Source organism: Pseudonocardia broussonetiae, from assembly GCF_013155125.1.
GTDB classification, from domain to species: Bacteria; Actinomycetota; Actinomycetes; order Mycobacteriales; family Pseudonocardiaceae; genus Pseudonocardia; species Pseudonocardia broussonetiae.
Map to the genome: position 1 here is coordinate 3,335,209 of NZ_CP053564.1, position 16,725 is coordinate 3,351,933.

Genomic DNA, 16,725 nt, shown 5'->3' on the forward strand with positions numbered 1-16,725 from the left:
GCTCAGCCCTCGACGACCCAGGCGGGCTTGCGCTTCTCGGCGAACGCGCGCATGCCCTCCTGCCCCTCCTCGCCCGCGAAGAACCCGGCCGAGAGCTCCTGCATCTCCGCGAACTGCCCCGCCATCGACGCCGGGCGCTCCGCGCGCAGCATCCGCTTCGTCGCGGCCAGGGCGCCGGGGGCCCCGAGGCGGAGCATCTCCGCGTAGCGGGCGACCTCGGCGTCGAGCCCGTCGGCGGGCACCGCGGAGTTGACGAGGCCGACGGTCACGGCGCGCGCGGCGTCGAACGTCTCGCCGGTGAGGAACAGCTCGTGCGCCGCGCGGGGGAGCAGCCGCGGCAGCACCGTCACCGAGATGACGGCCGGCACCACGCCGATCCGCACCTCGCTGAAGGCGAACGTGGCGTCGGTGGCGGCCACGGCGATGTCGCACGCCGACACCAGGCCGACCCCGCCCGCCCGGGCCGGCCCCGCGACGCGCGCGACGACCGGCTTGGGCGAGGTCCAGATCGTCGTCAGGATCGCCGGCACCTCGTTGACGCCCTGCTCGGACACGCCCGCGCCGCGCGTCTCCTTGAGGTCCATGCCCGAGCAGAACACGCGCCCGGTGTGGCTCAGCACGATCACGCGCGCGGAGTCGTCGGCCAGCGCGGTCTCGAGGTGCGCGATCAGCTCGCGGCGCAGCTGGGCGGACAGGGCGTTGCGGTTGTCGGGGGAGTCCAGCGTGATCGTCGCGATCCCGGACTCGACGTCGAGGTGCACCAGCTCGGTCATGCGTCGACCGTATAGGCGCTCGCCTGCAGCGCGAACAGCTCCTGGTACACCCCGCCCAGCGCGATCAGCTCGTCGTGGCGGCCCGACTCCACGAGCCGCCCGCGGTCGAGCACGAGGATCCGGTCGGCGTAGCGGACGTTGGCGAGCCGGTGCGTCACCAGCACCGTGATGCGGTCGGCGCCGGCCCCGGTGCGCCCGTGCAGGGTGGCGAAGACGGCGTGCTCGGCGCGGGCGTCCAGCGCCGCCGTCGGCTCGTCGGCGACGACGAACGGGGCGTCGCGGTAGAGCCCGCGCGCCACCGACATCCGCTGCCACTGCCCGCCCGACAGGTCGCGCCCGGCCTGGAACTCCCGGCTCAGGACGGTCGGCCAGCCGTCGGGCAGCTCGGCGACCACGGCGTCGGCGCCGGAGTCGCGCGCCGCGGCGTCCCGGGCGGCGTCGCCGTCGTCGGCGCGGTCGAGCCGCCCGATCCGGACGTTGTTCTCCGCCGACGTCGGCCAGTGCACCGGTTCCTGCAGGACGACCGCCACCCGCGACAGCACGTCGGCCGGATCGGCGTGCGCGAGGTCCACCCCGTCCCAGTCGACGCGCCCGCGCTCGGCGACGTAGAGCCCGACCATGAGCTTGGCCAGCGTCGACTTGCCCGACCCGTTCTCCCCGACCAGCGCGATGACCTCGCCGCGGCGCATCGTCACGCTCACCCCGTCGACGGCCGGCTCCTCGGCGCCGGGGTACCGGAACGCCACGTCGGTGAGCGTGACGACCTCGGGGTCGCCGCGCAGCACCGCGGTGGGCGGGGGCCGGCGGCGGCCCGCGGCGCCGGCGAGGCAGGTGCGGTAGAGCTCGATGTAGTAGCCGGCGTCGACGAGCTGGTTGCTCTCGTAGACCGTCGACGACACGGCCTGCCCCGCGATCCGCATGGCCAGCGCCGCCGCCCCGGCCAGCGCCAGCGGGATCGCGGCGACGTAGACGAGCGCGCCCAGCAGCGCGTAGCCCGCCGCGGTGCCGACGCCCGACAGCGTGCGGCCGGCCAGCTGGATGCGCGTGCGGCGGTGCCCGAGCCGCACCGCCTCCTCCGCGAGCTCGCCGCTGATCCGCCGGTGCTCGGCGAGCAGCACCGGCTCGGCGGTGAACGCCCGCAGCTCGGCGGCGTTGTCGCGGTGGGTGATGAGGTGCCCGGTGACGCCCATCCGCCGCACGCGCGAGAGCGTGCGGACGAAGGTCTGGTAGCCCGCGCGGGCCGAGGTGAGCGTCGCCCAGCCCTGCGGCGCCGCGGCGGCGAGCACCGCGAGCGGCAGCAGCGGGTGCAGCAGCCCGGCGGTGACGACCGCGGCCAGCATCGACACCAGCGACGCCAGCAGGTCGCCGGTGACGTTCGTGCCCATCCGGATGCGGGTGATGCTCTGCTCGGCGACGCGGTCGACGAGCTCGGTGAAGTCGGCGTCGTCGAAGGCGACGAGGTCGAGCCCGAGCACGGCGGCGTGCAGGTCGTCCTGCGCGCGGCGCTCCACCAGCGGCACGAGCGCGGCCTGCACCGTCGCCACCGCCGAGTCGAGCAGCCCGCGCAGCGCGTACGCCGCGACGACGAGCGCCAGCCCGGGCAGCGCGCCCAGCAGGCGCTCGGGCGTCGGGCCCTGCTCCAGCAGCGAGGTGAACACGTTCGCGGTGGCCAGGAGCCCGAACGCGGTGACGGCCCCGGCGACGAGCTGCACGACGCCGGTGAGCAGCGTCAGCCGCGGCGACGCCCGCCACGCCCAGCCGACGAGCAGCCCGGACGTGCGCAGCGTCGTGCGGGCCACCGTGCGCAGCCCGGCCGCCGCCGCGTTCTCGTAGCCCACCGCCCAGGCCGGTGTCTTCACGTCCTCGACACCGATCAGCGGAGTGGTCACTCCCACCATCCTCCCCGAGCGGGGGGAAATCGGCAGGGGGATCGCTAGCCGACCCGTCGCCGCAGGTAGTCGGCGGTGGCCGCGTCGCCGGGGAAGAACGACTCGATGCAGACCTCGTCGAGGGTGACGTCGAGCGGGGCGCCGAGCACGGCGACGGTCGAGAAGAACGTCAGCTCGGCGTCGGGGTGGCGCAGGCGCAGCGGCAGCACGATCCGGTCGCGCGGCTGGGCCGAGGCGTCCAGGCCCTGGGCGTGGCAGTGCTCGACCGCCTCGGCGAGCAGCGCCCGCAGCCCCGTCGTGGCCGAGCGCTCGGCCTGCCGCCGCAGCCGGGACACCAGGTGCGCCGCGTACTCCGGCAGGTCGACGACGTGGCGCGCGAGCCCGCGCGGGTGCAGCGCCAGCCGCACGATGTTGGTCGGTCCCGTCAGCAGCGAGCGGTCGACGAGCTCGGTGAGCACGCCGACCGCCGTGTTGGAGGCGAGCAGGTTCCACATGCCGTCGACGAGGACCGCGGGGTAGGGCGAGTGCCCGTCGAGGATCCGCTGCAGCGAGGCGCGGACCTCGTCCATCTCGGCGTCGCCCAGGTCGTGGTGGCTGTAGGCCGGGGCGAAGCCGGCGGCGGTCATCATCTCGTTGCGCGCCCGCAGCGGCACGTCCAGCTCCTCCGACAGGTGCAGCACCATCTCCCGGCTCGGCCGCGAGCGCCCGGTCTCCAGGAAGCTCAGGTGCCGGGCGGAGACGTCGGCGGCCAGCCCGAGGTCGAGCTGGGTGAGCCGGCGGCGCTGCCGCCAGTCGCGGAGCAGGGACCCGAAGGCCGACGCCGTGGTGCCGGTGGTCGCTCGCGTGGCGGTGGTCACGGCGTCGACGCTAGCGGCCCCGTCGACGCGGTTCGATGCCCTCGGAGGTCATGCCCGGGGCGCGGCTCGGGAGGCCGGCCGTCAGGCGGGGACGGCGGCGGCGGCCGCGTCCCGGCGCGCCACCTCCTGGCGCACCAGCGGGATCACCTCGCGGCCGAACTCGCGGGCGTCGGCGATCATGTCGTAGCCGCGGGCGGACAGGATGCGGACGCCGAGGTCGTAGTAGTCCATCAGCGCGGCGGCCACCGTCTCCGGCGTGCCGACCAGCGCCGTCGAGTTGCCGGCGCCGCCGGTGGCCTGCGCGGTGACCGTCCAGAGCGCCCGGTCGTGCCGCTCGCCCTGCGCGGCCACGGCCAGCAGCCGCTGCGAGCCCGCGTTCTCCGGGTCGGTCAGCTTGTGGCGGCGGGTGAGCTGCTGCCCGCCCTGCGTGCGGTCCTGGATGCGGGCGACGGTGGCGTACGCCTTCTCCCAAGCCTCCTCCTCGGTGCGGCCGAGGATGGGGCGGAACGCCACCTGGAACCGCGGCGCCGGGCGCCCGGCCGCGACGGCGAGGTCGGTGATCGTGGCGATCTGCTCGGCGGTGCCGGCCAGCGGCTCGCCCCACAGCGCGTAGATGTCGGCCTCCTCGGCGCCCACGCGGTAGGCCGCGGGCGACGAGCCGCCGAAGGAGATGAGCGGACGCGGCCGCTGCGCGGGCTCGACGTCGAGCACGAAGTCCTCGAAGGAGTAGTGCTCGCCGTGGAAGTCGAAGGGCTCCCGCGACGTCCACGCCTTCTTGTAGATCTGGATCGCCTCGCGCGTGCGGGCGTAGCGCTGGTCCTTGGGCAGCGTGTCGCCCTCGCGCTGCTGCTCGTGGTCGTTTCCGCCGGTGATCACGTGCAGGGTGAGGCGGCCGTCGGAGATCTGGTCGAGCGTGGCGACCGTCTTCGCGGCGAACGTCGGGTAGGAGACGTTGGGGCGGTGCGCGAGCAGCAGCTGCAGCCGGTCGGTGTGGGTGGCGATCAGCGCGGCGGCCTGGGCCGGGTCGGGGCTGCCGGAGCCGTACGCGGTGAGCACGCGGTCCCAGCCGTTCTCCTCGTGCGCGCGGGCCAGCGCGAGCGTGAAGGCCTTGTCGAAGGCGGGGCCGGAGCGGGCGTGGGTCTCGGAGCCGTCGTTCGTGGCGCCGATCCCGAGGAACTCGACGGGCATGGTGCGTCCTTCCGGTGGGTGGGTGTGCGGGGCTCAGGACCCCGGACACACCGCCGACCACACGCGACCGAGGTCGACGTGCCGGCGGCTCACCAGCGGGACGGGCATGGCTCCACTCCACACCGGCGCCGGGGCCCGCGCAAGGACGGGTGACGTGGTCGAGCACCGGGAACAGATCCGGCGCACCAGGCGTGACGCGGGCCCGGTGCGCTGGCCGTGGCCGTGATCCGCCCGTACCGTCGAGGGCATGGGGATCCCGCTGAAGCGCCGGAGGCACGTCGACCTCTGCCGCACCAGCGCGGCGCTGTAGGCCGGCGGCCGTCCACCGTCCGCCCCCTCCCCGAGGACCCCATGACCTCCTCCATCGCGATCGTCGGCGCAGGGCCGCGTGGCGCCGGCATCCTGGAGCGCCTCGCCGCCAGCGCCCCCGAGCTGCACCCCGGGGGCCTGGACGTGCACCTGATCGACCCGTTCCCGGCCGGGGCGGGCCGGATCTGGCGCCACGAGCAGTCGCCGCTGCTGGCCATGAACTCGATGTCGGCCGACGTCACGATGTTCACCGACGACACCGTCGTCTGCGAAGGCCCGATCCGGCCCGGGCCGTCGATGTGGGACTGGGTGCAGAGCCGGCCCGACGTCGGCCCGGACCTCGCCGACGAGCTGGCCGCCGTCACGGCGTCGACGTTCCCGAGCCGGCGCCTGCAGAGCGCCTACCTGACGTGGGTGCTCGACCGGGTCATCGCCGGGCTGCCTGCCGGGATGCGCGCGCACGTGCACCGCACCCGCGCCACCGCGCTCACCGAGGAGGGTGGCGCGCAGGTCGTGCACCTGGAGGACGGGGCGCCGCTGCGCGTCGACTCCGTCGTGCTCGCCTCGGGCCACCTCGACGCCCGCCCCACGCCCGACGAGCTCGACCTCGCCGCCGTGCCCGGCCTGCGCTACCTCGCGCCGGAGCAGACGACCGACTCCGACCTGTCGGTGCTGGAACCGGGGGAGACGGTGATCGTGCGCGGGATGGGGCTCGCGTTCATCGACCTCGTGGTCCTGCTGTTCGAGGGCCGCGGCGGCCGCTACACCGACGCCGGCTACGTGCCCTCGGGCCGCGAGCCGCGGCTGGTCGTCGGGTCCCCGCGCGGGGCGCCCTACCACTCGAAGACCCACTACGGGCTCAAGGCCGGGCGCCCGCCGCTGCCGCGGTTCTTCGGGCCCGACGCCGTCGACCCGCTGATCGCCGCCGGCGACGTCGACCTGCGTGAGCAGGCGTGGCCGCTGATGGCCCAGGAGATCGCCTGGGGCTGGTACCACGAGCTGTTCGTGGGCCACCCCGACCGCGTCACGGTGCCGTGGGAGGAGTTCGCCGACGCCTACGCGGCGCTGCGCTGGGGCACGCCGGAGATGGCCGCGCTGCTGGCGTCGACCGTGCCGGACCCGGTCGACCGCATCGACTTCGCCGCGCTCGACCGCCCCCTCGACGGCCTCAGCGCCCCCGACCTCGACGCCCTGCAGCCGCTCGTGCGCGCCCGGATCGCCGAGGACCTGCGCCAGCACGTCGACGACGCCAACACCCCGCACCTCGGCGCGTTCGTCGCGATGCTGTCGGTCTACGGCGAGACCACGCGGCTGTCGGGCTCGCTCACCGCGCGCTCGCGGGCGTCGGACATGGCCTGGTGGCAGGGCTTCTTCAACTCCGTGGCCAGCGGCCCGCCCGGGTTCCGCGTGCGGCAGCTGCTGGCGCTGTCCGAGGCCGGGTTCGTCCGGTTCCTGGGTTCGGGGATGTGGGTCGACGTCGTCGACGGGGAGTTCGCCGCGGGCAGCGCCACCCTGGCCGGCGCGGAGCCGGTGCGCGCCACCGCGCTGGTCGACGCGCGGCTGCCCGACCCGAGCGCCGCGCGCACGTCCGACCCCCTGCTCGCCGACCTGGTGCGGCGAGGGGCCGTCATCGAGGACGTCCTCGTCGACGCCGACGGCACCGTCCTGCGCAACACCGGGCTGGTCCGCGTGCGGCCCGAGGACGGCGCACTGGTCGACGCCGACGGCAACGTGCACCCGCGGCGGTTCGCGGTGGGGCCGCACACGACGGTCAAGGTGGCCGGCGCGTTCACCCGGCCCGGGATGAACGCCCAGAGCCTGCGCTACAACGACGCCGTCGCCCGGGCCGTGCTGCGCAGCCTCCCGGCGGCGCGGACGGCGGACCGGGCGGCCTGAGCGCCGCGCGACGAGACCCCGACACGGCCGCAACGAGACCGCGACTCGCGGGCTCGTTCGCGAGTCGGGGTCTCGTTGCGTGTGAGTCGGGCTGGGCGCTCAGCCCAGCTGCGGGTGCCGGTGCAGGGCGGTGCGCGTCATCGCGAGGTGGTGGGCCACCTCGGCGCTGATCAGCTCGGCGTGCAGGTCGACGTGCTCGGTGTGCAGGGCGAGGGCCCGGTGCCGCCGCACGAGGTCGTCGAGCGAGCTCAGCAGGCGGTCGGCGATGTGGCGTCGGGACTCGTCACGAGTGGACGTGGACATGGGTGTGCTCCGAACCGGGAGGGGGGACGAGGGGTGCGCTGACCGGGGTCAGCGACAGCGCTCGTCGAACGCGTGGAACCGCCGCGAGGGCCAGAACGGTTCCAGGTCCCGGTGCGGAGCGGGGCTCACAGCGCCAGCCCCCGCGCCTGCAGCACGCGCCGCTCCAGCGGCTTGAACACCAGCAGCTCGATGCCGACGCCGACCAGCAGGATGAGCACGATCGCCGAGATCACCCCGGCGATGTTGTTCACGTCGCTGCCCTCCTTGAGGTAGGCGCCCAGGCCCACCCCCAGCTGCGGCGAGGTCGCGATGATCTCCGCGGCCATCAGCGAGCGCCAGGCGAACGCCCAGCCCTGCTTGCAGCCCGCGATGTAGCCGGGCAGCGCGGCGGGCAGCAGGATCAGGCGGGCCGAGGCGAGGCGCCCCGCACCCATGACGTCGCCGACGCGGCCCAGGATCGGCGGCACCTGGTCGATGCCCGAGACCAGCCCGTTGGCGATCGAGGGCACCGAGCCCAGCAGGACGACGAAGTAGATCGTGGCGTCGGTGAGCCCGAACCACAGCACCGCCGCGGGCACCCAGGCCACCGACGGCAGGCTCTGCATCCCCGAGAGCAGCGGCCCGATCGCGCGGCGCACGAACGACACCTTGGCGACGAGCAGGCCCAGCGGGGTGGCGATCGCGACCGACACGAGGAAGCCGACGATCGCGCGGCCGACCGAGGTCCAGGTGATCGACCAGATCGAGCCGTCGACGACGATCTCGGTGAACTGCTCGGCCACCGCGATCGGCGCGGGCAGCTTGAACTCCGGCCAGATCGCCGACGCCCACAGCACCTGCCACGCCACGATGACGACGACGAGCGTGAGCAGCGGCGGCACCGACGACGACAGCAGGCGCCGCCAGAGCGGGACCCGCTGCGCGGTCGGGGTGTCGAGCGCGTCGAGCCCGGCGACGGCGGCGGCGTCGTCGCGGGTGAGGGCGTCAGGCGGCGCGGCCATGCGTCGAGATCACCTCCCGCAGGCGGTCGGTGATCTCCTCGGTCAGGACCTCGCGGTCGCCGGAGGTGAGGTCCCACTCGCCGACGACGGTGCCCGGGCGCGAGGACAGCAGCACGACGCGCTGCCCCAGCCGGACGGCCTCGCGGACGTCGTGGGTGACGAAGACGACCGCGGTGCCGGTGGCCCGCCACACGCGCGCGAGCTCGCCCTGGAGCACGTCGCGGGTGATGGCGTCGAGCGCGGCGAACGGCTCGTCCATCAGCATCAGGCGGCTGCCGCGCTCGGAGCCGACCGTGGTGGCCGCCAGCGCGCGGGCCAGGGCCACGCGCTGGCGCATGCCGCCGGACAGCTCGTGCGGGCGCTTCGCGGCCTGGCCGTCGAGCCGCACCAGCTCCAGCAGCTCGCCCGCGGTGTTCCGCCGCGCCGACCGGCCGACCCCGGCGAGGCGCAGCGGCAGCTCGACGTTGCGGGTGGCGGTCAGCCACGGCAGCAGCGCGGGCTCCTGGAACATGACCGCCGGGCGGTCGGTGGCGACGTCCACCGTGCCGACCGTGGGCTCGTCGAGCCCGGCCAGCATGTTGAGCAGGGTGGTCTTGCCGCAGCCCGACGCGCCGAGCAGGCACACGAACTCGCCCGGCTCGACCCGCAGGTCGACGCCGGTGAGCGCGGTGACGGCGCCCGCGCCGGCGCCGAAGACCTTGGAGACCCCGGTGAGCTGGGCCGCGGGCCGGGTCGGGGCCTGCACGGTGCGATCGAGCGTGGCGGTCATCAGATCAGTCCTCAGGGAGTGTCGAGTCCGGCGGCGTCGACGGCCGGCTGCCCGGTCGCCTCGAGTTCGGCGTTGAGCGGGCCCACGTCGACGAACCCGGCCAGGTCGACGAGCTCGTCGGCGATGCCGGCGTCGACGCTGTCCTGGGCGAGCTGCGGGAAGGTGGAGGCCAGCGGGTCGGTGGAGAGGGTCAGCTCGGTGAAGGCGCGGGCGATGACGGGGTCGGCGAGCCGGTTGCCGGTCAGCTCCTCGATGCCGTCGTTGACGATCGTGGCGGCGCGCGCCGGGTCGGCGTTCGCGAGCTCGGTGGCGGCGATGTGCCCGCGCAGCAGCGCGCGCACGGTGTCCGGGTACTGCGTGACGAAGTCGGTCGACACGAGCAGCACCGTGGTCGGGAAGTGCCCGCCGTCCCACAGCTCGCGCTCGTCGAGCAGCACGCTGGCGCCGGCGTCGAGGACCAGGCGGGAGCTCCACGGCTCCGGCAGCCACGCGGCCTGCACGCTGCCCTGGCGGAAGGCGTCGAGCGTGCGGGGGTTCTCCAGGTTGGCGATCTGCACCTGGTCGGGCGCCTCGCCCACGGTCAGGCCCTGGTCCTTCAGCCAGACCTTGAGCGCGATGTCCTGCGTGTTGCCCAGCTGCGGGGTGGCGATGGTGGTGCCGCGCAGCTGCTCGGGCGAGGTGATGTCGGGGCGGACGACGAGCTGCGCGCCGCCGTCCGTGGCGCCCGCGACGAGCCGCACGGCCTCGCCGTCGGACTGCGCGAACGCGTTGATCGCCGGGCCGGAGCCGATGTAGGTGGCGTCGATCGAGCCGCCGAACAGCGCGTTGACGGCGTCGCCGCCCGCGTTGAAGTTCTGGGTGGTGAGCGTGGTGTCACCGAGCTCGGCGGTGAACAGGCCCTCCTGGTCGCCGATGATGGCGGCGGCGTGGGTGACGTTGGGGAAGTAGCCCAGCCGCAGCTCGGCGGCGGTGCCGCCGGCCGCGGGGGCGGCGGCGTCGGGGGTGCGTTCGGCGCGGGAGCAGCCGGCGAGGGCCAGCGCCGCGGTGACGGCGACGACCAGGGTGGTCCGGAGGCGGGACATCGGGGGTGGTGGTCCTTCGGTTCGGGGGGCGCGGCAGGCCGATCTCGTCGGCGCGCGCCGGAGCGGGCGGGTGCGGGCACGAGGGGGCCGCGCAGGGGTGGAACGGAAGGATCAGCGACAGAACTCGTCGAACGCGTGGCCGCGGCGGGACGGCCAGAAGCGCTCGAGGTCCGTGGCGAGGCGGTGCGCCGGGGCCGCGGGCACGCCGGAAGGCGTCGCGCTGGTCTCCGTCGGCGTCACCGCTCCATCGTGAGCCGCGCGGCGCCGGGGTTCAAGGAGCCATCCGGCATGCAGGACGGCGGCGCGAATGTCCGGTCAAAGGCCGTGTGACGGGGCGCCGGCCCGCTGACCTGCGACGACGCCGATCTGGTCGCCCGTGCCGCACCCACGGCGGGCCCGGACGGGCCGGTTCCGCCCGCCGACGTGTCCGGACGTGACAGGAGACACGGTCGGGGGACGGCTCGCACACAGGCCGCGGGGCCCGCACACAGGTCCGGACCTGTGTGCGAGCCCCGCGAGGTGTGTGCGAGCCGGCGGTGTCGGGGGTGCCGTCAGGCCTGCAGGCGCAGCGGGTCGCCCACGAGGCCCGCGGCGAGGGTGTTGCCGGTGGGCGGGTCGATGAGCAGGAAGCCGCCGGTGGCGCGGATGTCGGCGTAGTCGTCGACGGGCAGGGCGTCGGCGGTGCGCAGGGAGACCCGCGCGATGTCGTTGATCGCCAGCTGCTCCGGCGCGTCGACGTAGGACACGGTGTCGGTGTCGAGCCGCTGGCCCAGCGCGCCGACGATCACCTGCGTGGTGCGGGTGCCGTGCTTGAGCAGCAGCCGCGCGCCCGGTCGCAGGGGCTTGTCCGAGAGCCAGCAGAGCGTGGCGTCCAGCTCGTTGGTGACGCGCGGGGCGGCGCCGGCGGCGGCCAGGACGTCGCCCCGGGAGAGGTCGATGTCGTCGGCCAGCCGGACGGTGACGCTGCGGCCCGCGCCGGCGGCGTCGAGCGGGCCGTCGGCGGTGTCGACGCCCGCGACCGTCGTGGTGGCGCCGCCGGGCAGCACGACCACCGCGTCGCCGGGGCGGACGGTGCCGGACGCGACCTGGCCCGCGTAGCCGCGGTAGTCGCTCGCGTGCTCGCGGATCACGTACTGCACCGGCATCCGGAACGGCGAGTCCGCCTCGGGCGGGGTGACCGGCACGGACTCCAGGTGCCCGAGCAGCGTCGGGCCGGTGTACCAGGGGGTGTGCCCGGAGCGGTCGACGACGTTGTCGCCGACGAGCGCCGACACCGGGATCGTGACGACGGCGTCGTCGGCGAAGCCCAGGGAGCGGGCGAGCCCGGCGAAGTCCTTGCCGATCGCCTCCAGCGCGGCCTGGTCGTAGCCGATCAGGTCGATCTTGTTGATGGCCAGCACCAGCCGCGGGACCTGCAGCAGCGCGAGCACGGCCGCGTGCCGGCGGGTCTGCTCCACCACGCCGTACCGGGCGTCGACCAGCAGGACCGCGAGCTCCGCGGTGGAGGCGCCGGTGACGGTGTTGCGGGTGTACTGCACGTGGCCGGGGGTGTCGGCGAGGACGAACTCGCGCGTCGGCGTGGAGAAGTAGCGGTACGCGACGTCGATGGTGATGCCCTGCTCGCGCTCGGCGCGCAGGCCGTCGACGAGCAGCGACAGGTCGGGCGTGGAGAGGCCCTTGTCGACCGACGCCCGCTGCACGGCCTCGATCTGGTCGGCCAGCACCGACTTGGTGTCGTAGAGCAGCCGGCCGACCAGCGTGGACTTCCCGTCGTCGACGGAGCCCGCCGTGGCGAATCGAAGCAGATCCTTCATCAGAAGTAGCCCTCGCGCTTCCGGTCTTCCATGGCGGCCTCGGAGAGCCGGTCGTCGGCGCGGGTGGCCCCGCGCTCGGTGAGCCGCGAGGCCGTGACCTCGGCGATGATCTCGTCCAGCGTGGTGGCGGTGGACTCGACGGCGCCGGTGCACGAGCCGTCGCCCACCGTCCGGTAGCGGACGGTGCGCTCCTCGAGCGCCTCGCCGCCGCGCGGGCCGCCCCACGGGCCCTCGGCCAGCCACATCCCGTCGCGGCGGAACACCTCGCGCCGGTGGGAGTAGTAGATCGACGGGAGCTCGATGCGCTCGCGCTGGATGTAGCGCCAGACGTCGAGCTCGGTCCAGTTGCTGATCGGGAACACGCGGACGTGCTCGCCGGGGGCGTGCCGGCCGTTGTAGAGGTTCCACAGCTCGGGGCGCTGGCTGCGGGGGTCCCAGCGGCCGAAGCCGTCGCGCAGGGACATGATCCGCTCCTTGGCGCGGGCGCGCTCCTCGTCGCGGCGCCCGCCGCCGAACACCGCGTCGTACTTCTTCTCGACGATGGAGTCGAGCAGCGGCACGGTCTGGAGCGGGTTGCGGGTGCCGTCGGGGCGCTCGGTGAGGCGCCCGTCGTCGATCCAGTCCTGGACGTGCGCCACCTCCAGCCGCAGGCCCAGCCGCTCGACGATCGCGTCGCGGAACGCGATGACCTCGGCGTAGTTGTGCCCGGTGTCGACGTGCAGCAGCGGGAACGGCACGGGCGCGGGCGCAAAGGCCTTGACGGCCAGGTGCACCAGCAGCGTGGAGTCCTTGCCGCCGGAGAACAGGATCACGGGGCGGTCGAACTCGCCCGCGACCTCGCGGAAGATGTGGATGGCCTCCGACTCCAGCGCGTCGAGGGCGTCCATCACGGGAACCGTCATGCCGGGTGCAACCCACATTCGATCTTGGCGGTACCGGCCCACCGGCCGGATCGGGGGTCGGCGCCGGGCGCCGGCTTCGCGGTGCAGGGGGCGCAGCCGATGCTCGGGTAGCCCTCGCTGACGAGCGGGTTGACCAGGATCCCGTTCGCCGCGATGTAGGCGTCCATATCCTCGTCGCTCCAGGCCGCGATCGGGTTGATCTTCACCAGCCCGAACTTCTCGTCGAACTGGATCAGCGGCGTGCCCGCGCGGGTCGGCGCCTCGACGCGGCGGACGCCGGTGACCCAGGCGTCGTAGCCGGCGAGCGTGTCCTGCAGGGGCTCGACCTTGCGCATCGCGCAGCAGGCCCCCGGGTCGCGCGCGAACAGGTCCTTGCCGAACTCGAGGTCCTGCTGGGCCACCGACCGCCGCGCCTGCGCGTTGACGATCCGGACGTCGTAGACGTGCTCGACCGCGTCGCGCGTGCCGATGGTCTCGGCGAAGTGGTAGCCGGTCTCGAGGAACAGGACCTCGACGCCGGGGGCGGCCTTCGCGGCGAGGTCGACGAGCACGGCGTCCTGCATGTTCGACGCGACGATCAGCCGGCCGCCGAACGTCCGCGCGGCCCAGTCGAGCAGCTGCTGCGCGGTGGCGTCCGGGCCCAGCTCGGCGGCACCGCGCTCGGCGGTGGCGCGCAGGTCCAGCTCGGTGGCGACACTCATGAGGGAACTCCGATCCCGATCATCTTCAGCGTGAACGTGCGCAGGCACGAGCCGCAGTACCAGGCCCCGTGCGCGGCCTCCGCGGGCCGCAGGTCCTCGTCGCCGCAGTACGGGCAGTAGAACGGGACGGCCCGCTCACTCACTTCAGGTCGTCCTCGTCGGCCCGCAGCACCCACTGGGCGAAGCGCTCGCCGTCGGTGCGTTGTTCCGCGAACTTGCGGACCACCCGGTCGACGTAGTCGCCGAGCTCCGCGCTGGTGACCTTCAGGCCGCGCAGCTTGCGCCCGAAGCCCGAGTCCAGCCCGAGCCCGCCGCCCAGGTGCACCTGGAAGCCCTCGACCTGGTTGCCCGCGGCGTCGGTGACGATCTGGCCCTTGAGCCCGATGTCGGCGACCTGCGTGCGGGCGCAGGAGTTGGGGCAGCCGTTGAGGTGGATGGAGATCGGGTGCTCCGGCACGACGTCGGCCAGGCGCTTCTCCAGCTCCTCGACCAGCCGGATCGCCCGCTCCTTGGTCTCGACGATCGCGAGCTTGCAGAACTCGATGCCCGTGCACGCCATCGTGGCGCGGCGCCACGGCGACGGGTCGGCCTGCAGGCCCAGCGTGTTGAGCCGGGCGACCAGGGCGTCGACCTTGCCGTCGGCGACGTCGAGCACGACGATCTTCTGCTGCGCGGTGAGCCGCACGCGGCGCGAGCCCGCCTTCTCGACGGCGTCGGCGAGCGCGACGAGCGTGGTGCCCGAGACGCGTCCGGAGGCCGGGGCGACGCCGACGTAGTTGCGGCCGTCGACCTGCTTGTGGACGCCGACGTGGTCGATCGGGTGCTCGGGCGTGGCGGGCGCCGGGCCGTCGACCATCTTCCGGCCCAGGTACTCGTCCTCCAGCACGCGGCGGAACTCCTCGACGCCCCAGTCGGCCACGAGGAACTTGATGCGCGCGCGGTGGCGCAGGCGGCGGTAGCCGTAGTCGCGGAAGACGCCGATGATCCCGGCCCACACGTCGGGGACCTCGTCGAGCGGCACCCACGCGCCCAGGCGCTGCGCGATCTTCGGGTTCGTCGACAGGCCGCCGCCGACCCACACGTCGAAGCCGGGGCCGTGCTCGGGGTGCACCGAGCCGATGAACGACACGTCGTTGATCTCGTGGGCGACGTCCTGCTGCCACGAGATCGCCGTCTTGAACTTGCGGGGGAGGTTCGAGAACTCCGGGTTGCCGACGTAGCGCTCGACGATCTCGTCGATGGCAGGCTGCGGGTCGAGCACCTCGTCGGCGCTGACGCTCGCGACCGGGGAGCCCAGCACGACGCGCGGGGTGTCGCCGCAGGCCTCGGTGGTGACCATGCCCAGGCCCTCGAGCTTCTTCCAGATCGCGGGCATGTCGACGACGTCGATCCAGTGGTACTGGATGTTCTGCCGGTCGGTGACGTCGGCGGTGTCGCGGGCGTAGGTCTGGCTGATCTCGCCGAGGGCGCGCAGCTGCTCGGTGGTCAGCGCGCCGCCGTCGAGCCGGACGCGGAGCATGAAGTAGGAGTCGTCGAGCTCCTCGGGCTCCAGCGCCGCCGTGCGGCCGCCGTCGATCCCGGGCTTGCGCTGCGTGTAGAGCCCCCACCAGCGCATCCGGCCGCGCAGGTCGGCCGGGTCGATCGAGTCGAAGCCGCGCTTGGCGTAGACGTTCTCGATCCGCGCGCGGACGTTGAGCCCGTCGTCGTCCTTCTTGGTGCGCTCGTTCGGGTTGAGCGGCTCGCGGTGGCCGAGCTTCCACTGGCCCTCGCCGCGCTTGCGCTTGGCGGGGACGCGGGCAGGTGTGGTGGGCGGCAAAGCAGTGCCTCCGATGGCGGTGGTGCGCCGAGGTGTTCGAGGGGACGCGAGGAGAACGCGTCAGCGACAGATCGCGCTGCTCACGCGGCTCAGGTCCACGTGGCGCCGGGCGACGAGGCGCAGGACCAATGCCGCGGCCCCGGCGAACGGGGCGGGCATGGGCGCGGTCACCCGCCCAGAGTGCCACTTGTCCGGGCAGCGATCCATCGGCGCCCGCATGCTGGGAGGGGATTCACACCGGTGGCACACTCGGGAAGCGTGCCGCCTCCGTTCGGGATCTACGTCCACGTGCCGTTCTGCGCGGCCCGCTGCGGCTACTGCGACTTCAACACCTACACCGCCTCCGAGCTCGACGGCTCCGGCGCGTCGGTCGGCGGGTGGCTCGACGCCGTGCGCCGCGAGCTCGACCTCGCCGCCGCGACCGTGGGGGAGCGGGCCGTCGACACCGTCTTCGTCGGGGGCGGCACGCCGTCGCTGATCGGGGCGGAGCGCCTGGGCGCCGTCCTCGACGCCGTGCGGTCGACGTTCGGGCTCGCGCCGGGTGCGGAGGTCACCACCGAGTCCAACCCCGAGTCGACGTCGCCGGAGTTCTTCGCCGGTCTCGTCGACGCGGGGTTCACGCGGGTGTCGCTGGGCATGCAGTCGGCCGCGCCGCACGTGCTGCGGGTGCTCGACCGCCGCCACACGCCGGGCCGGGCCGTCGCCGCGGCGCGGGAGGCCCGGGCGGCGGGGCTCGGGCACGTCAACCTCGATCTCATCTACGCCACGCCCGGCGAGACCGACGACGACCTGCGCGCCTCGCTCGACGCCGTCCTCGATGCGGGGGTGGACCACGTCTCGGCGTACGCGCTGATCGTCGAGGACGGCACGGCGCTGGCCCGGCGCGTGGCCCGCGGCGAGCTGCCCGCGCCCGACGACGACGTCGCGGCCGCCCGCTACGAGCTGATCGACGACCGGCTCTCCGCGGCCGGCCTGGGCTGGTACGAGGTGTCGAACTGGGCGTCGTCGCCCGACGCCGAGTGCCGGCACAACCTCGGCTACTGGCTCGACGGCGACTGGTGGGGCCTGGGCCCCGGCGCGCACTCGCACCTCGCCGGGGCGCGCTGGTGGAACGTGAAGCACCCGGCGCGCTACGCCGCGGCGGTGGCGGCCGGGTCGGCGGAGGCCGGGCGCGAGGAGCTGACGGAGTCCGAGCGGCACACCGAGCGCGTGATGCTGCGGCTGCGGCTGCGCTCGGGCCTGCCCCTGGACCTGCTCGACGACCCCGGCCGCGCCGCCGCCGCGCAGGCCGTGGCCGACGGCCTGCTGGAGGTCGAGGGCGGGGTCGCCGTGCTGACCCGCCGCGGCCGCCTGCTGGCCGACGGGGTCGTGCACGCCCTGCTCGCCGCGGCCCCGGTGTGAGCGGGTCGCACGCAGAGCCCGACA

18 protein-coding genes are annotated in these 16,725 nt (G+C 74.4%); 3 read left to right on the top strand and 15 right to left on the bottom strand.

All coding sequences use genetic code 11. The features are described from left to right. Positions 1-2: 2 nt before the first annotated feature. The 4 genes from HOP40_RS16515 to HOP40_RS16530 all read right to left on the bottom strand — a co-directional run bounded on the left by HOP40_RS16515 (position 3) and on the right by HOP40_RS16530 (position 4,707). The gene (locus tag HOP40_RS16515) at positions 3-773 is read right to left on the bottom strand and encodes an enoyl-CoA hydratase-related protein (protein WP_172159564.1); all 771 of its coding nucleotides are present in this window, start codon (positions 771-773) and stop codon (positions 3-5) included. Further along, on the bottom strand, positions 770-2,671 hold the full coding sequence (locus tag HOP40_RS16520; protein ID WP_172159566.1) for an ATP-binding cassette domain-containing protein: 1,902 nt from the start codon (positions 2,669-2,671) through the stop codon (positions 770-772). Before HOP40_RS16520 ends, HOP40_RS16515 begins: the two co-directional genes overlap by 4 nt. Before the next feature lie 35 nt (positions 2,672-2,706). Then, entirely contained in the window at positions 2,707-3,519 is an 813-nt protein-coding gene (locus HOP40_RS16525) for a helix-turn-helix domain-containing protein (RefSeq protein WP_172159568.1), read from the bottom strand. Between the two features lie 81 nt (positions 3,520-3,600). Beyond that, positions 3,601-4,707 carry an LLM class flavin-dependent oxidoreductase gene (locus tag HOP40_RS16530; RefSeq protein ID WP_172159570.1) on the bottom strand — a complete coding sequence of 369 codons (1,107 nt, stop codon included), beginning with the start codon at positions 4,705-4,707 and terminating at the stop codon, positions 3,601-3,603. 247 nt (positions 4,708-4,954) lie between these two features. Between HOP40_RS16530 and HOP40_RS36800 the strand changes: the two genes are divergently transcribed. Together HOP40_RS36800 and HOP40_RS16535 are read left to right on the top strand one after the other, a co-directional pair. Further along, positions 4,955-5,017, top strand: a complete 63-nt coding sequence (locus tag HOP40_RS36800; RefSeq protein WP_420821821.1) for a putative leader peptide — start codon at positions 4,955-4,957, stop codon at positions 5,015-5,017. Positions 5,018-5,058: 41 nt separating this feature from the next. Then, positions 5,059-6,912, top strand: coding sequence for an FAD/NAD(P)-binding protein (locus HOP40_RS16535; protein WP_172159572.1), 1,854 nt, complete (start codon positions 5,059-5,061; stop codon positions 6,910-6,912). A 99-nt stretch (positions 6,913-7,011) separates the two neighbouring features. On the opposite strand, the gene HOP40_RS16540 is transcribed toward HOP40_RS16535, so the two are convergent. The 11 genes from HOP40_RS16540 to HOP40_RS36605 all read right to left on the bottom strand — a co-directional run bounded on the left by HOP40_RS16540 (position 7,012) and on the right by HOP40_RS36605 (position 15,471). After that, positions 7,012-7,215 (bottom strand): hypothetical protein, encoded by a 204-nt coding sequence (locus HOP40_RS16540; protein WP_172159574.1) that lies wholly within the window; start codon positions 7,213-7,215, stop codon positions 7,012-7,014. A gap of 125 nt (positions 7,216-7,340) precedes the next feature. After that, the gene (locus HOP40_RS16545; RefSeq protein ID WP_172159576.1) at positions 7,341-8,216 is read right to left on the bottom strand and encodes an ABC transporter permease; all 876 of its coding nucleotides are present in this window, start codon (positions 8,214-8,216) and stop codon (positions 7,341-7,343) included. Beyond that, the gene (locus HOP40_RS16550; RefSeq protein ID WP_172159578.1) at positions 8,200-8,985 is read right to left on the bottom strand and encodes an ABC transporter ATP-binding protein; all 786 of its coding nucleotides are present in this window, start codon (positions 8,983-8,985) and stop codon (positions 8,200-8,202) included. The genes HOP40_RS16545 and HOP40_RS16550 overlap by 17 nt, the downstream gene beginning before the upstream one ends. Positions 8,986-8,996: 11 nt before the next feature. After that, complete coding sequence (locus HOP40_RS16555) at positions 8,997-10,067, bottom strand: ABC transporter substrate-binding protein (RefSeq protein ID WP_172159580.1); 1,071 nt, start codon at positions 10,065-10,067, stop codon at positions 8,997-8,999. A 111-nt stretch (positions 10,068-10,178) separates the two neighbouring features. Continuing rightward, positions 10,179-10,307 carry a hypothetical protein gene (locus tag HOP40_RS36435; protein ID WP_275691359.1) on the bottom strand — a complete coding sequence of 43 codons (129 nt, stop codon included), beginning with the start codon at positions 10,305-10,307 and terminating at the stop codon, positions 10,179-10,181. A gap of 311 nt (positions 10,308-10,618) precedes the next feature. Next, positions 10,619-11,881, bottom strand: coding sequence for a sulfate adenylyltransferase subunit 1 (locus tag HOP40_RS16560; RefSeq protein WP_172159590.1), 1,263 nt, complete (start codon positions 11,879-11,881; stop codon positions 10,619-10,621). Then, a complete protein-coding gene (gene cysD / locus HOP40_RS16565) occupies positions 11,881-12,783 on the bottom strand; it encodes a sulfate adenylyltransferase subunit CysD (protein ID WP_172159592.1) in 903 nt (300 codons plus the stop codon). The genes HOP40_RS16560 and cysD overlap by 1 nt, the downstream gene beginning before the upstream one ends. Further along, positions 12,780-13,484 (bottom strand): phosphoadenylyl-sulfate reductase, encoded by a 705-nt coding sequence (locus HOP40_RS16570; RefSeq protein ID WP_172159594.1) that lies wholly within the window; start codon positions 13,482-13,484, stop codon positions 12,780-12,782. The genes cysD and HOP40_RS16570 overlap by 4 nt, the downstream gene beginning before the upstream one ends. Further along, positions 13,481-13,627 (bottom strand): PDDEXK family nuclease, encoded by a 147-nt coding sequence (locus tag HOP40_RS16575; protein WP_170183721.1) that lies wholly within the window; start codon positions 13,625-13,627, stop codon positions 13,481-13,483. The genes HOP40_RS16570 and HOP40_RS16575 overlap by 4 nt, the downstream gene beginning before the upstream one ends. Continuing rightward, positions 13,624-15,300, bottom strand: a complete 1,677-nt coding sequence (locus HOP40_RS16580) for a nitrite/sulfite reductase (RefSeq protein ID WP_172159596.1) — start codon at positions 15,298-15,300, stop codon at positions 13,624-13,626. Before HOP40_RS16580 ends, HOP40_RS16575 begins: the two co-directional genes overlap by 4 nt. 60 nt (positions 15,301-15,360) lie before the next feature. Next, on the bottom strand, positions 15,361-15,471 hold the full coding sequence (locus HOP40_RS36605) for a putative leader peptide (protein ID WP_338053067.1): 111 nt from the start codon (positions 15,469-15,471) through the stop codon (positions 15,361-15,363). 87 nt (positions 15,472-15,558) lie between these two features. Between HOP40_RS36605 and hemW the strand changes: the two genes are divergently transcribed. Next, positions 15,559-16,701 carry a radical SAM family heme chaperone HemW gene (hemW, locus tag HOP40_RS16585; protein WP_240157711.1) on the top strand — a complete coding sequence of 381 codons (1,143 nt, stop codon included), beginning with the start codon at positions 15,559-15,561 and terminating at the stop codon, positions 16,699-16,701. Positions 16,702-16,725: the final 24 nt, after the last annotated feature.

Bases quoted from the DNA above. Each gene is read 5' to 3' on its own strand.
- HOP40_RS16520 (WP_172159566.1), bottom strand. From the start codon at position 2,671: ATGGTGGGAGTGACCACTCCGCTGATCGGTGTCGAGGACGTGAAGACA.
- HOP40_RS16515 (WP_172159564.1), bottom strand. From the start codon at position 773: ATGACCGAGCTGGTGCACCTCGACGTCGAGTCCGGGATCGCGACGATC.
- HOP40_RS16535 (WP_172159572.1), top strand. From the start codon at position 5,059: ATGACCTCCTCCATCGCGATCGTCGGCGCAGGGCCGCGTGGCGCCGGC.
- HOP40_RS16530 (WP_172159570.1), bottom strand. From the start codon at position 4,707: ATGCCCGTCGAGTTCCTCGGGATCGGCGCCACGAACGACGGCTCCGAG.
- HOP40_RS16545 (WP_172159576.1), bottom strand. From the start codon at position 8,216: ATGGCCGCGCCGCCTGACGCCCTCACCCGCGACGACGCCGCCGCCGTC.
- HOP40_RS16555 (WP_172159580.1), bottom strand. From the start codon at position 10,067: ATGTCCCGCCTCCGGACCACCCTGGTCGTCGCCGTCACCGCGGCGCTG.
- HOP40_RS16570 (WP_172159594.1), bottom strand. From the start codon at position 13,484: ATGAGTGTCGCCACCGAGCTGGACCTGCGCGCCACCGCCGAGCGCGGT.
- HOP40_RS16550 (WP_172159578.1), bottom strand. From the start codon at position 8,985: ATGACCGCCACGCTCGATCGCACCGTGCAGGCCCCGACCCGGCCCGCG.
- HOP40_RS16540 (WP_172159574.1), bottom strand. From the start codon at position 7,215: ATGTCCACGTCCACTCGTGACGAGTCCCGACGCCACATCGCCGACCGC.
- cysD (WP_172159592.1), bottom strand. From the start codon at position 12,783: ATGACGGTTCCCGTGATGGACGCCCTCGACGCGCTGGAGTCGGAGGCC.
- HOP40_RS16560 (WP_172159590.1), bottom strand. From the start codon at position 11,881: ATGAAGGATCTGCTTCGATTCGCCACGGCGGGCTCCGTCGACGACGGG.